A 13,251-nucleotide genomic window follows, 5' to 3' on the forward strand; every position below is an offset into this window, starting at 1 on the left:
TTGGGCTTTTTTGTGGCTGCGTTTCATGTCCGGCGATGGCTCATTGCTATATATTGCTACCATCATTTACGGAGGGAACCATGAAAAAAGCCGCCATTGCTATTCTCCTGAGCACTGTCATCGCTTCAGGTTGCACGATTCGTGTTGCGGATATGACCGTCGCGAGCACCAAAAATTTCAACTTGAACTCATCGAAGTTCATCAAAGGTTCGCGCGTCACTGGTGAAGACTATGTGCCAGTTATCCTTTTCCCGATAGGTCTTCCGAATCTCAAAACGGCAATGGATGAAGCTATCCAGCAGGACAAATGTGCGGTCGGCCTCACGGACGTCGTGATGACATCGCTAAATCGTTCATTTCTGTTTGGTGCGATCGGCTACCGTGTCGAAGGCGACCTAGTTATTGATACCGCACGTCCTGGTTGCGTAAATCGCGCGTAAGACGTAACGAAATGTCGAGACCTCGCCAAGTGCGGGGTTTTTTATGGCCTAAAGAAAACCACTGCAGCCAGGGCAGCCCTCGGGAAGGCCTGGGCACTGCTAGCCGGTAAGTGCAGTGACACGAGAAAACACCGGCAGCCCGCGCACCCTGGCAGTACATGCTCCAGGGTGGCGTGAGACTGGACTGCGAGATCGATGCAAAAGGGCGTCGACGCAGAGAAGGTCTTTGGCGGACTGGAGGGGAAAGACCCTCGCACCTATTTCGGGCCTCGCATTAAGCGGGGGCCTTTCGCGCCAGTCAGAATTTACAAAGATCGGTGCCAAGTAACTTCGGTGATGCCGCTTAATCTCACGAAATCTCGCATTGCTCTGATTGTTCCGCCGCATGGCGGACCTGAACCAAGATTGCTGCCAGAGTGAAGCAAGGAGAGGTAGCAAGCATCCGCCTCTGTCATGGTTGTCGAGGGGTAGACGAACACGACGCGGTACCCGTTGAAGCTGTAGCGGATAATAAAATTCGAGAGCTTCACGGCGGACCTCATGGCCACTGGCTATCACCTGTTGAGCCTAGTATGGGTGCGAGTAAATTGCTCTTGCCTCCGGTCTGAATGATTCAAAACTCTTTATTTGAGCCTCGCCATCGTGCGGGGCTTTTTCGTTTTCGGCTCCACCACACCCATCGCTCTGAGCTGGGAGTGCTGCTGGGGCTGATTCAAATCCGCAGGTCACGGCCTGCCGTATTCCTAACTCCCTGACGGGGAGGAACCGAGATGCCAAACATGCCAGACAAACCAGACACCTGGGCGATTGCGCTTGCGTGGTTGAGCCAGCACTCGCCAATCCTCTACGCGGCTGCGTTGTCCTGCGCCATGGCGGTGCTGCGCATCACTTACGGCGGGGGCACTCGACGCCAGATGCTGGTTGAAGGCGCGATCTGTGGCGGTCTGACTCTGACCATCATCAGCGGCCTGGATTTCTTCGGCTTACCCCAGAGCATGGCTACCTTTGCGGGTGGCTGGGTCGGCTTCCTGGGTGTGGAGAAGATCCGCAACATCGCTGATCGGGTGACGGACTTCAAGTTGCCGAGCCGCAAGCCTGAGTAGTCCGCGACACGTTTCGCGAATCATCAAATTGTGTCGCAACATTGGAGAGGGGCATGACCAACGTCACCCGCCTGCATCACGCATTACCGCTGAGCCCTGCCATCAATCAGGCGATTACTGAGCTTGATAGCGCCATCGCCAAAGCCCTTGACGCTGCCAAGGCCGCCGGCCTCCCTCAAGGGCTGGTCGTGTCTCTCTTGCACGGGCACGCCCAGGTGCAGACGAGCATCATGGTGAGCGGAACGACGTAGTGGAGAGCGCCGAGCAAATTAGATCAGAGCTTGCCCTGAGCCTTGAGGTTACTGAGCATTTGATACAGCTTATTGAATCGATCTCTCAGGGCCTCCTCGTTCCCATTCAAGAAGCTATCAAACTGACTTTTGTCTTGGGCTGCAACTGGTTCTTCCTGTATCCGAAATCCTTCGGGTTGATTGGTAAAGAGGTTTCGCTCGATTTCGACGCTTTGCTTATCACGGTCAAGGAGAACCTTAGCCAGAAAAATTGACGAGTCGATTACTCGATGCAGTGGCAACTCCTCGGACTGGCGGGACCATTGCTCCTTATAGCGCATGATCTTTAGCGAAACCTCATTAGCGCTCCACTGTGAAATCCCTATGGAGAGGTATCTGGTGTCGGTTTCGCCTGCGCGCCAGCCATCAAACTTCTTGTATGGCATGGCGTAGACAGGCTGGTGATCGAGATGATTGGGAAGCAGTGGCGAAACGGCGTAATTATCCTTCGCTGCAAACTCTTCAATGGGCATGGTTAACGAACCTAGGGTGATGGGGTAGGTGTGCCGCAGTTGAGTGCGGCACGGGTTGATCAAGCAGGTCGATTGATCATGTCGATAACGGCGACGATATCGAAGGCAGTGCGGCTTTCATGGCTATTACCCTGGAAGTTCACAGAGCCAGTATTGAAAAGGTTCATGATCAGGCCGCAGATGAACGTGAATTGGTGCTGGGTCGCAGTCGGATGCCTCTCTACAACGTCAGGGTGCTTCTGCCTGATTATGTTGATGAGAAAATCCGGGTTATTGCATTTGATTGGCATGTTGCTTACTCGTTTGGCTGAAAGAAATGCGCGGGCCAAAGAGCGCGACAATTAGAGAGCCCTCCTTGGCCAGCCATTGCTAAATGGTGGCACTTGGACATAATTTCAAGGGTTGTAGCATATGAGCAGACCAATGCCGCCGGCTGACTTGCTCGAATCGCCTTGGATGACCCTTCGATCTGCGCCTGAAGCATGGGAATGGCTTCAAGCCGAGATCCTTGCCGATACCGGCAGCATTCACAACGAAGACCATGCCCATCTACTGGATGCAGACATCCGGGTCATGTGGGCATCGTCGAGCTTTGAGAAGCAAGGCCGCACAGTCCTGGGTCAGGCCGAACAGGTAGCGTTCCGCGCCGGTGGCTGGCAGAAAGCCCGGATGGAGCAACAGATGCGTGATTGGTTTGGCGACGTGCCGGCTTTCATCATCACCTTGGCTGCTGACTACTGCTCGCAGTGCAGCGACACCGACTTCTGTGCCTTGGTTGAGCATGAGCTGTATCACCTGGCCCACGCCAAAGACAAATACGGTCAGCCAGCCTTCACCAAGGAAGGCGCACCCAAGATCGAGATGCGCGGCCACGACGTCGAAGAGTTCGTCGGTGTGGTCCGACGCTACGGTGCGAGCCCTGACGTCCAAGCGTTGGTGGATGCTGCAAACAGTCCTGCCGAGGTGGGGAAATTGAACATATCGAGGGCCTGCGGAACCTGTCTGCTCAAGTCGGCCTGATTCTGGACAGGCTCTGGACGGATGAGAACTTATGGCAGCCCTGAAAAATGAGGTGAAGAGCTTCATCGTTCAGGCTCTGGCGTGCTTCGACACACCTTCGCAGGTGGTTGAATCCGTCAAGAACGAATTCGGCGTCGTGCTGAGTCGCCAACAGGTGGAAACACACGACCCCACCAAGATGTCCGGGAAGGGCCTGGCGTTGAAGTGGCAGACTCTCTTTCATGACACCCGCAAGCGCTTCCGAGAAGAGACTGCTGAGATCCCGATCGCCAACCGTGCGTTCCGGCTCCGAGCCTTGGGGAGGTTCGTCGAGAAGGCCGAGACGATGAAGAACATCGCTTTGGCCATGCAGGTGTTGGAGCAGGCCGCAAAGGAAGTCGGTGACATCTACGTCAACCGGAACCGCAAGGATGAACCTGACGACGAGCCAGCAATCCCTACCCGCATTCAGGTAGACGTGGTCGATGCGAGGAAGCCGAATGCCGAGCCTTAACGTTCCGCAGGCTCACTTCCTCACGCTGCCTCACAAATTCCGTGCATTCGTTGCAGGGTTCGGCTCAGGCAAGACCTGGGTGGGATGCTCGGCGCTGTGCAAACACTTCATGGAGTGGCCCGGCGTCAACGCTGGTTACTTCGCCCCGACTTACCCGCAGATCCGGGACATCTTCTATCCGACGGTGGAAGAGGTTGCCCATGACTGGGGGCTGAAGACCAAGATCAACCAGGCGAACCACGAGGTTCACATTTACAGCGGCCGGCAGTATCGCGGCACTGTGATTTGCCGGTCGATGGAGAAGCCGCAGACGATTGTCGGCTTCAAGATCGGCCACGCGCTGGTCGATGAGCTGGACGTGCTGACGTCGATCAAGGCGCAGCAAGCCTGGCGCAAGATCATCGCCCGGATGCGTTACAACCTATCCGGGCTGAAGAACGGGGTGGATGTAACTACGACGCCGGAGGGCTTCAAGTTCGTCTTCTTGCAGTTCGTGAAGCAGCTCCGCGATAAGCCGAAGCTGAATGAGATGTACGGTCTGGTGCAGGCCAGCACGTTCGACAACGAGCTGAATCTGCCAGGTGATTACATCGAATCGCTGATGGAGTCGTATCCGCCGCAGCTGATCCTCGCCTACCTGAACGGCCAGTTCGTCAACCTGACATCTGGGTCGATCTACCACACGTACGACCGCAAGCTGAATCAGTGCTTCGACACTGTGCAGCCGGGCGAGCCACTGTTCATCGGAATGGACTTCAACGTCGGCAAGATGGCGGCGATCACTCACGTCAAGCGGGAGCAGGGTCTTCCTCGGGCAGTCGATGAGCTGATGGATGGCTACGACACGCCGGACATGATCCGTCGCATCAAGGAACGCTACTGGGAGCACACCGGCAACGACTACAAGAAGTCCTGCGAGATTCGGATCTACCCGGACGCCTCGGGTGATTCGCGCAAGTCGGTCAACGCCAGCGTCACCGATATCGCCATGCTCAAGCAGGCGGGCTTCACAGTCATCGCGCCGGCGGCCAACCCGCCAGTCAAGGATCGGATCAACGCGATGAACGCCATGTTCTGCAACGCGCAGGGCGAGCGGCGTTACCTGGTCAACCCGTTCACATGCCCGACTTACGCCGACGGCCTTGAGCAGCAAATTTGGGCGCCCAACGGCGAGCCGGACAAGAGCCAGGGCAACGACCACGCCAACGACGGCGGCGGTTACTTCATCCATCGCGAGTACCCGATCATTAAACCGGTCACCTCAATGAAAATGGGAGTCGCCCGATGACGGACGTAACTTTTACCCGTCCCGAGTACAAGGCGGCACAGTACCGCTGGCGCTTGGTGCGCGACGTCTGTAAGGGTTCGGAAACCATTAAGGCTGCTGGTGATCAGTACCTGCCTAGACCGAATGCCACGGACACCAGCAAGGACAACAAGGATCGCTACGACGCGTACAAGAAGCGCGCCGTGTTCTACAACGCCACGGGCCGGACGAAACACAGCCTGGTGGGTGCAGTGTTCCGCACCTGGCCGACGCTGACCGTTCCCGTCGCTCTCGACTACGTGTCGAAGGACATCGACGGCCAAGGCGTGAGCATCTACCAGCAGTCGCAATCGGTCATCGGGCATCTGCTCGAAGTCGGTCGTCACGGGCTTCTGGTGGATTACGCGGCTGTCGTGGCCGGCTCGGTGAGCAAAGCAGACGAACAAGCGGGCCGGGCTCGGGCAAGCGTTGCCAGCTACTCGGCTGAGTCGATCATCAACTGGAAGACTCGCCAAGTCGGCGGCCAGCATCTGCTGAGCCTGGTCGTGCTGCGTGAGACGGTCGATGTCGACACCGATGACGGGTTTGGCAGCGAACAGGTTGTTCAGTTTCGTGTGCTGCGTCTGGATGCCGCCGGTGTCTATACGCAGGAAGTGTGGGAAGAGGGTTCCAGTGAAACGGCAATGATCATCGCGCCCTTCACTCCACTGAATGGCCTCGGTCAGCCGTGGCGAGTGATCCCGTTCCAGTTTCTGGGCAGCGAGAACAACGACACCAGCATCGACGATTCGCCGCTTTACGACATGGCTGAAGTCAACATCGGACATTACCGCAATAGTGCGGACTATGAAGAGGCGGCCTACTTGGTTGGCCAGCCTCAACCGTGGATGGCGGGGCTCGATGAGCAGTGGCGCGATCACATGGAGAAGGGTGGCATCTTCCTCGGCTCCCGTGCGCCTTGGCTGCTTCCGGTCAACGGTTCTTGCGGCGTTTGGCAGGCCCAGCCGAACACCGTGGCCAAAGAGGCAATGGACGGCAAGAAAGAGGACATGGTGTCGCTCGGCGCCCGACTGATCGAGCGAGGCAGCGCGGTGAAGACCGCGACCCAGGCTGACAACGACAGCGCCGCGGAACACAGTATCCTGTCTCTGGTGGTGAGCAACGTCAGCGAGGCCTACAACCAGTGCCTGGTCTGGATGGCTGAGTTCGTGAACGCTCCCGGCGAAACCCTCTACAAGCTCAATCAGGACTTCAGCCAGATCACCCTGGACGCAACGATCCTGTCCGCACTGTTCAACGCAGTGCAGGGCGGCAAGTTGCCGGCGGGCGACTTCTGGCAGTACCTGCGCGATCGCGGGGTTATCGATCCCGAGAAGACAGACGACCAGATCCGCGACGAACTGGAAACAGAGAATCCGGTGATCGACCTGGATGACGACGAGGTAATCCCGAATGGCGGCAAACCAAGCGATCCTTGATGCCACGATTCGGCACGCTGTTTTCCTCGAGCAACTGAAGTCGGGAGAGGTCGTTAAGTTCGGGCCATTCCTCAAGGAGATTGACCGCTCGATCCGCGAGCGACTCACTCGGGCCGACCTGACGGATTACACCGTTGCTCGGCTGGAGCGACTGCTGAGCGAAGTCGATAGCCTGCTGCTGGGCATCTTCAACCGCTACAGCGATAAGCTGAACCTCGACCTGATCGACATCGCCAATTACGAGGCCGAGTTTGAAGCAACCAGCCTGACCCGGGCGGCACCGGTGGGCGTCTCGTTTGATGCGGCGGTGCCGGGTGCTGCTGCAATCAGGGCCGCCATCCTAACCAACCCGCTCAGCGTACGCGGCGCGGATGGCGGCAAGCTGCTCAAGTCATTCATTGATGGTTTCACTGCTACCGAGCGACAACGCCTCACTGGCGCAATTCGGCAGGGCTTCTTCGAAGGCCAGACGAACTTCCAGATCATCAAGAACATTCGAGGGACCAAGGCGCTTCAGTACAACGACGGCATCCTGGCTACGACCAACCGCAACGCCGGCTCCGTGGTACGGACGGCGGTGCAGCACGTAGCCACCCAGGCGCGCATGGAGACGCTGAAAGAGAACTCCGACGTTGTGCAGGCGGTGGAGTGGGTCAGCACCCTGGATACGAAGACCACCAGCCAATGTAGGTCGCTCGACAAGCAGCGCTTCAAGCTGACGGAAGGGCCAAGGCCGCCGATCCACATCAACTGCCGCTCGACGGTGGTGGCGGTGACTCGCTTCAGCGCTCTGTTCGCCAAGGACGCTACGCGAGCATCCATCGGCGACGGTGGTCCTCAGCAGGTGAGGGCAGACCTCAGCTATTACGACTGGCTCAAGTTGCAGCCGGCGGCGTTTCAGGACAAGGCCATCGGCCCGGTCCGCGCCAAGCTTTTCCGCGAAGGCGGCCTGAGTATCGAGCGATTCTCTGAGCTGCAGCTTGATCGCAATTTTTCGCCACTGACTCTCGCCGAGATGAAGACAATGGAACCTCTAGCGTTTGTCCGCGCTGGTCTTTGATGTGCATTCGGCTCTTTTAGATGCAATGGCGTCTAGTTCCTGGAAGTACCGTTCAGTCCATTGAGGAATCAATCGATCAAGTTTTTCTGAGGTTTCTTTAACGGTCTCCACTGAACCATAGACCGCTTCGGCGATAGCAGTAACTAGGTCTACCGTGGTTTCGTTCATCGCTCGATTGGAATAAACGGCAATTTTTCGACCGTTATCCGAAAGCTCTGCGGCTTGAGGAATGAGGACTCTCATTCCCCGAGTTCCATCATGGAGTTCGACATCAAAGCGCCCCATAGAAACGGAAAAATCCTTCGCCAAAGCTCTAAAGTTTGCTTCTTGGTCATCGATTCTTTTGATGCAAGCAGCTTCTTTTTCTTGGGTCAGCTTGCCGGCTTCTTTGCGTCCATCCATGAAGGATGGCAAGACTGTACCTCCTAGCGTGAAAGTGGCCGTAATTAAACAAATCAATACAGGGCCCCAGTTTGTGGGACTACCACTCTGGCCGATGGATGTTTGAGGTACGGGCGATCCGTTTCTCATGCTCGATTCTTTCCTTGTAAAAAAGGCCCGCATTAAACACTCGATTGATCGTAACTCAAACGTCTTGATGGCGTTTTTCTCGCAGGCAGGGCCTGCACCAACGTCTCTGGGAGACAACAAATGCTGAAATTCCAACTGGACAGCCTGGATGGTGTCGACGAAGCCGTGCGCGCTCTTTACACCGAGAAGGACGGCAAGTTCGTACTCGGCATTGAAGGTCTGCCACAGCCTGAGGATGTCTCCGGCCTGAAGTCCAAAGTTCAGGAGTTGCTGGACGAGAAGAAGGCCGCCGACAAGGCTCGCAAGGACGCCGAAGACCAGGCCCGCCTAGAGCGCGAAGAGAATGCCCGGAAGTCCGGCAACGTCGAAGAACTCGAACGCTCCTGGTCCGAGAAGTACAACCGCCGCGAAGCTGAGCTGAACGGCACGCTGGAACAAGAACGTGGAACGCTGAGTGCGCAGATCCGGGATCTGACTGTCGGCCGTACCGCTACTGATATCGCGTCTGCCCTGGCAATCCCGGGTAGCGCCAAAGCCCTGTTGCCGCACATCGAACGCCGTCTGAGCGTCGAGCAGCGCGACGGGAAGCCTGTTGTGGTCGTTCTCGACCAGCAGGGCAAGCTCTCGGCGGCAACGCTGGATGAGCTGAAAGCAGAATTCGCAAACGACACGGCGTTCGCGCCGTTGATCGCGGGTAGTAAGGCATCTGGCGGCGGGGCCGGGGGTGCTGGAGGTGGCGGCGGGGCCGCAAAAGGAAACATCGGCGGTACCAAAGCGGAGCGCACGGCGGCAATCGCCTCTCGGTTCTCTGATCTCCCCCTAAATTAAGGATTTGACCCATGTCCCTGTCTCAAATGCAGGTTTTCAACGATTACATCATGCCAGCGACTCTCGAGACGCTGGATCAAATGCTGGAGGCGTTCAACGCAGCCAGCAACGGCGCGATTGTGCTGTCGCCGAACGGCTTCACCGGTGACTTCCTGCAAGAGTCGTTCTTCCAGAACCTCGGTGCAGCTCAGCGTCGCGTGAACCGCTACGGCGCCAACGCCGCGGTGACTCCGGTCGACCTGACCGAACTGCAAGACACCACCGTAAAAGTCGCGGGCGGGTTCGGTCCGATTCGTTACGAGCCGTCGCAAATGACCTGGCTGCAGCGTCCAACCGCTCAAGGCGTTGAAGTCGCTAGCCGCGCGTTCGCTGAAGTGCTGCTGAAAGATCAGCTCAACACCGCGATCGCTGCACTGGTAGCAGCCATCACCGCGCAAGCAGCAGCGGTAAACGATGTGTCGGCCACTCTGGGTATCTCCCAGTCCGGCCTGAACAGCGCGCATGCGAAGTTCGGCGATGCCAGCCAGAACCTGGTTGCTCAAGTCATGCAGGGCACCACCTGGCACAAGCTGGTCGGCCAAGGCCTCGCCAACCCGAACAACCTGTTCCAGGCCGGTAACGTTCGCGTAGTCGACATCCTCGGCAAGACCTCGATCGTCACCGATGCGCCGGCTCTCGCTCAGGCCGGCACGCCGAACAAGGAAATCATCCTGGGTCTGGCCGCTGGCGCAGCGCTGGTGCACGACAACCGAGACATCATCTCGAACGTACAGACCAACAACGGTAACGAGCGCATCACCACGACCATCCAGGTGGACTACACCTTTGGTCTCGGCATTAAGGGTTACACCTGGGATGTCGCAAACGGCGGCAAGTCGCCATCCAGCGCCGCCCTCGCCACCGGCACCAACTGGGACAAAACCGCAGCCAGCATCAAGGACACCGCCGGTGTTGCTCTGATCGGCGACGCCTCCAAGTAACCACCTGATGACTGTGCCGGGGAATAATGCCCTGGCGCAGCGGAGTGACAGTGATGACTGATAACATCTGGTATCTGCCGGGCCCGTTTCACCGCTACGAAGATGATGTGAAGGCAATCGCCAAAAAGGAAGGCCTGATCATCATCGATGCCAATGTCACGGAAGACCGTGGCGGCGAAGTCGAAAAGCCGCCGAAGGCTACGCTGAAGGCTGAGTACCGCGCCGCACCTGCGAAGGCAGGCGCTGACCTGAACAAACCCAAGGACTGACCCATGCTCATCATCGAGGACGGCACCGGCAAGTCAGACGCCGAGAGCTACGCGAGCGCCGCGGACCTGGTCATGTACGCCGGCAAGTTTGGCGTGACCATCCCTGCGGACGAGCCCGCGCAAGAAGCGCTACTTCGTCGGGCCGCCTTGGCGATGGATGGCAAGACCTGGAAGGGGCGCAAGACGGACAGCGATCAGGCTCTGGCCTGGCCGCGCCGAGGTGTCGAGCTGGATCAGCAGATCAAGCCCGACAACTACCTCCCTGCACGGATTCAGTACGGCCAGATGGCCTTGGCCGCCGAGATTCATCAGGACGATATCGACCCAGTAGAGAAGCGCAAAGGCGCAATCACCCTGGAGCGTGTCGAAGGCGCGGTAACTCGCGAATACGCGACGATTTCCAACACCAGCGGCCGACTGTTACCGGCGGCGCCTGATCGGCCGAGCGCCACGCAGTTCGCTGACTACCTACAGAAGCGGGGCCTGTTCGCCGTCCGCGCATAGCTAAACGGAGCTTTTATGGCCACCTTCTACGACGAAATGGCCGTGATGGCTCTGGAGATGATCACAGAGTTCGGCCAGCTCGTGACCATCAGGGCGATTACCGTCGGCGAGTACGATCCGGACGCCGGTACCGCGCCGCCGGACACCGTCATCGAGCAGACCACCCAAGGCATCCTGCTCGACTTCACCGGCCAAGAATTCCAGAACAATAGCCTCATCAAGCAGGGCGACAAGAAGCTCAAGATCGCCGCGCAGGGGCTGGCATGGGCGCCGGATCTGCTGAACAAGGTCATTGTCCAAGGTCGCACCTGGTCAATCGTCCCGCCACTGAAAGAGATCAATCCGGCCGGCACGCCGATTCTGTACGAGCTGCAGGTGAGATCATGAGTCGCGCAGGTTCCGGCCAGTCTGGAAGCTTCGCGCTGAGCCTCGCCGAGTTCGCGGCTCAAGCCACGGAGGCCATCGACGCCAGCCTGCGCGAGATCATCATCGAGGTCGGCAGCAGCGTCATCCGGATGTCACCGGTGGGCAACCCTGAGATCTGGGCGCAGAACGCTGTGGCCCGTCAGTACAACAAGGCCGTGGACGATCACAACAGTGACCTGCGCAGTGATCCAACCAATCTGACAAAGGCGGGACGACTTAAGGCCGGCCGCAAGCTGAACGACGGCATGGATATCGTTGCGCCGGAAGGCTACGTCGGTGGGCGGTTCCGGGCTAACTGGCACCTCTCAATTAATGTCGTCGAGAACGTCACGTTTGACGAGGTTGACCCTAGCGGGCAAGAGACTATCGCCGCTCTGGTTTCCGCGGTCAGCGACTTCACTGCCGGCCAGACTGCGTACCTCATCAACAACCTGCCGTACGCGATTCCTTTGGAATACGGGCACTCGCAACAGGCTCCAGGCGGAATGGTGAGAATCACCGTGGCCCGCTTCCAGCAGATCGTCGATGAAGCCATCAGGAACAATCAGGTATGAGCCATAACCTCATCGCTTCGATCTACGAAGCCAAGCTGATCAACTGGGCGAAAACGTTGCCGGTACCGCTGAAGGTCGTTGGCGAGAACGAGGCCTACAAACCAGTCGACGGCGAGACCTACCTGAAGGCCTTCACTCTGCCAGCGGACACCGCCAGCAACACGCTCGGCGGTGACCACAAGCTGTACACCGGCGTGTTTCAGGTCAGCATCGTGACGCCGTCGAGCAAGTACCGCGGTGCGGCCGGTGCGCTGGCGGACCAGATCGCCGCGCTGTTCCCGCTGTACGAGCGGAACACCAAGGGTGCGCTGACCGTCATGACGATGACGCCGGTTGATCCAGGCCCCGGCATTCCAGACGACACCACCTATACAGTGCCGGTTTCGTTCTTGTACCGAGCCGACACCAACTGAATTAGCCCGTTGGGCAAACCCAGAACCCGCCATTGAGCGGGTTTTGTCATTTCTGCAAAGAGGAAACCCCCATGGGCTACAAACTCCCGAATGGTGCGACGTTCGAGCATGCCGCTACCTACGCCGCTCCGCTCTCGTTCACCGCCATCTCCAACGCCTCCGAAGCTATTTGCACCACCGTAGGCGCCACCCTGGTTACCGGGGACATCGTGCAAATCGCTTCTGGTTGGACGCCCCTCAACGGCAAAGTGGTCCGCGTCAAGACAGCGACAGCGACCGCGACCACCCTGGAAGCGATCGACACCACCAGCACTCAGATCTTCCCTGCCGGCTCCGGCGCGGGTACGCTGACGAAGGTACTGACTTGGGCTCAAATCCCTCAGATCACCGATGTGGCCTTCTCCGGCGGCGAGCAGAACTACGCCGACATCGTCTTCCTTGAAGACCAGCAAGGCCGCCAGCTCCCGACCGACAAATCCGCCGCCAGCATGGTGCTGACTGTCGCCGATGACCCGTCTCTGCCCTATGTAGCCGTCGTTACGGCCGCCGATTCCGCGAAGTCAATGCAAGCCGCTCGCCTGAATCTGCCAGGTACCGACAAGTTGTATTACGGCGCCTACACATCGTTCTCTCTGCAGCCGGCGGTCTCCCGCAACAACCTGCTGACTCGCACCGTCTCCCTGGCGCTGCAAGCAGCACCTACCCGCTACCTGTCGTAAGGAATCCTCATGGCAAAGTTTTCCATCGCGCCGAAACCGACGTTCACCGTTGATGTTTCCATTCCGCAGGTTGGCGGCACGCCTGCAATGGTGCCGTTCACGTTCAAGTACCGCGACCGTACGGCGCTGGCTGAGCTGTTCGACTCATGGAAGGAAAAGGCGGAGGCCATCGGCGAGCGCTTCAAGGGTACACAGCCCTCCCTTTCCGAAGTAACCGCGGCCGAAGTCGAGCAGGGCGCTGATCAAATCAAGGACTTGGTCGTGTCGTGGGGCTTCGACGATGAGCTCAACGACGAGTCGATCACTGCTCTGGTGAGGAGCTGCATCGGCGTATCGGATGAAGTGGTTAAGGCCTACAGCGAAGCCTTTGGGAAGGCCCGCCTGGGAAACTAACCGATGCCGC

Annotated in this window: 20 protein-coding genes; 18 read left to right on the forward strand and 2 right to left on the reverse strand. The window is 58.3% G+C overall.

Going from position 1 to position 13,251, the window contains the following annotated elements:
* The first annotated feature begins 80 nt into the window (after positions 1–80).
* The 3 genes from ACSQ87_RS12755 to ACSQ87_RS12765 all read left to right on the forward strand — a co-directional run bounded on the left by ACSQ87_RS12755 (position 81) and on the right by ACSQ87_RS12765 (position 1,794).
* Complete coding sequence (locus tag ACSQ87_RS12755; RefSeq protein ID WP_223429990.1) at positions 81–440, forward strand: hypothetical protein; 360 nt, start codon at positions 81–83, stop codon at positions 438–440.
* Between the two features lie 770 nt (positions 441–1,210).
* The gene (locus ACSQ87_RS12760) at positions 1,211–1,543 is read left to right on the forward strand and encodes a phage holin, lambda family (protein WP_150634722.1); all 333 of its coding nucleotides are present in this window, start codon (positions 1,211–1,213) and stop codon (positions 1,541–1,543) included.
* A gap of 53 nt (positions 1,544–1,596) precedes the next feature.
* Positions 1,597–1,794, forward strand: coding sequence for a hypothetical protein (locus ACSQ87_RS12765; protein ID WP_436273633.1), 198 nt, complete (start codon positions 1,597–1,599; stop codon positions 1,792–1,794).
* 23 nt (positions 1,795–1,817) lie between these two features.
* On the opposite strand, the gene ACSQ87_RS12770 is transcribed toward ACSQ87_RS12765, so the two are convergent.
* Positions 1,818–2,306 (reverse strand): DUF6530 family protein, encoded by a 489-nt coding sequence (locus ACSQ87_RS12770; protein ID WP_436273634.1) that lies wholly within the window; start codon positions 2,304–2,306, stop codon positions 1,818–1,820.
* Between the two features lie 119 nt (positions 2,307–2,425).
* On the opposite strand from ACSQ87_RS12770, the gene ACSQ87_RS12775 reads away from it, so the two are divergent.
* The 6 genes from ACSQ87_RS12775 to ACSQ87_RS12800 all read left to right on the forward strand — a co-directional run bounded on the left by ACSQ87_RS12775 (position 2,426) and on the right by ACSQ87_RS12800 (position 7,624).
* On the forward strand, positions 2,426–2,617 hold the full coding sequence (locus ACSQ87_RS12775; RefSeq protein WP_436273635.1) for a hypothetical protein: 192 nt from the start codon (positions 2,426–2,428) through the stop codon (positions 2,615–2,617).
* A 100-nt stretch (positions 2,618–2,717) separates the two neighbouring features.
* Positions 2,718–3,326, forward strand: coding sequence for a putative metallopeptidase (locus tag ACSQ87_RS12780; protein WP_436273636.1), 609 nt, complete (start codon positions 2,718–2,720; stop codon positions 3,324–3,326).
* Positions 3,327–3,357: 31 nt separating this feature from the next.
* Positions 3,358–3,819, forward strand: coding sequence for a DUF2280 domain-containing protein (locus ACSQ87_RS12785; RefSeq protein ID WP_436273637.1), 462 nt, complete (start codon positions 3,358–3,360; stop codon positions 3,817–3,819).
* Positions 3,806–5,107: a terminase large subunit domain-containing protein gene (locus ACSQ87_RS12790; RefSeq protein ID WP_436273638.1), complete on the forward strand. Its 1,302-nt coding sequence runs from the start codon at positions 3,806–3,808 to the stop codon at positions 5,105–5,107. Before ACSQ87_RS12785 ends, ACSQ87_RS12790 begins: the two co-directional genes overlap by 14 nt.
* A complete protein-coding gene (locus tag ACSQ87_RS12795) occupies positions 5,104–6,564 on the forward strand; it encodes a DUF4055 domain-containing protein (RefSeq protein ID WP_436273639.1) in 1,461 nt (486 codons plus the stop codon). The genes ACSQ87_RS12790 and ACSQ87_RS12795 overlap by 4 nt, the downstream gene beginning before the upstream one ends.
* Complete coding sequence (locus tag ACSQ87_RS12800) at positions 6,539–7,624, forward strand: minor capsid protein (protein WP_436273640.1); 1,086 nt, start codon at positions 6,539–6,541, stop codon at positions 7,622–7,624. Before ACSQ87_RS12795 ends, ACSQ87_RS12800 begins: the two co-directional genes overlap by 26 nt.
* On the opposite strand, the gene ACSQ87_RS12805 is transcribed toward ACSQ87_RS12800, so the two are convergent.
* Positions 7,598–8,038: a hypothetical protein gene (locus ACSQ87_RS12805; protein ID WP_436273641.1), complete on the reverse strand. Its 441-nt coding sequence runs from the start codon at positions 8,036–8,038 to the stop codon at positions 7,598–7,600. The genes ACSQ87_RS12800 and ACSQ87_RS12805 overlap by 27 nt on opposite strands.
* Positions 8,039–8,275: 237 nt before the next feature.
* Between ACSQ87_RS12805 and ACSQ87_RS12810 the strand changes: the two genes are divergently transcribed.
* From ACSQ87_RS12810 to ACSQ87_RS12850, 9 genes are all read left to right on the forward strand, one after another.
* On the forward strand, positions 8,276–8,983 hold the full coding sequence (locus ACSQ87_RS12810; protein ID WP_436273642.1) for a hypothetical protein: 708 nt from the start codon (positions 8,276–8,278) through the stop codon (positions 8,981–8,983).
* Between the two features lie 11 nt (positions 8,984–8,994).
* Entirely contained in the window at positions 8,995–9,963 is a 969-nt protein-coding gene (locus ACSQ87_RS12815) for a major capsid protein (protein WP_046048554.1), read from the forward strand.
* A 53-nt stretch (positions 9,964–10,016) separates the two neighbouring features.
* The gene (locus ACSQ87_RS12820) at positions 10,017–10,232 is read left to right on the forward strand and encodes a hypothetical protein (protein ID WP_046047652.1); all 216 of its coding nucleotides are present in this window, start codon (positions 10,017–10,019) and stop codon (positions 10,230–10,232) included.
* Between the two features lie 3 nt (positions 10,233–10,235).
* Positions 10,236–10,736 (forward strand): DnaT-like ssDNA-binding protein, encoded by a 501-nt coding sequence (locus ACSQ87_RS12825; RefSeq protein ID WP_436273643.1) that lies wholly within the window; start codon positions 10,236–10,238, stop codon positions 10,734–10,736.
* Between the two features lie 15 nt (positions 10,737–10,751).
* Positions 10,752–11,123, forward strand: a complete 372-nt coding sequence (locus tag ACSQ87_RS12830) for a hypothetical protein (protein ID WP_436273644.1) — start codon at positions 10,752–10,754, stop codon at positions 11,121–11,123.
* The gene (locus ACSQ87_RS12835; protein WP_223429973.1) at positions 11,120–11,716 is read left to right on the forward strand and encodes a hypothetical protein; all 597 of its coding nucleotides are present in this window, start codon (positions 11,120–11,122) and stop codon (positions 11,714–11,716) included. Before ACSQ87_RS12830 ends, ACSQ87_RS12835 begins: the two co-directional genes overlap by 4 nt.
* A complete protein-coding gene (locus ACSQ87_RS12840) occupies positions 11,713–12,129 on the forward strand; it encodes a phage tail terminator-like protein (RefSeq protein WP_436273645.1) in 417 nt (138 codons plus the stop codon). Before ACSQ87_RS12835 ends, ACSQ87_RS12840 begins: the two co-directional genes overlap by 4 nt.
* A 71-nt stretch (positions 12,130–12,200) precedes the next feature.
* Complete coding sequence (locus tag ACSQ87_RS12845) at positions 12,201–12,848, forward strand: phage tail protein (RefSeq protein WP_436273646.1); 648 nt, start codon at positions 12,201–12,203, stop codon at positions 12,846–12,848.
* A gap of 9 nt (positions 12,849–12,857) precedes the next feature.
* Complete coding sequence (locus ACSQ87_RS12850) at positions 12,858–13,241, forward strand: phage tail assembly chaperone (RefSeq protein WP_223429969.1); 384 nt, start codon at positions 12,858–12,860, stop codon at positions 13,239–13,241.
* Positions 13,242–13,251 lie beyond the last annotated feature (10 nt).

The sequence above is a fragment of the Pseudomonas sp. LjRoot277 genome (genome assembly GCF_964253845.1).
GTDB lineage: Bacteria > Pseudomonadota > Gammaproteobacteria > Pseudomonadales > Pseudomonadaceae > Aquipseudomonas.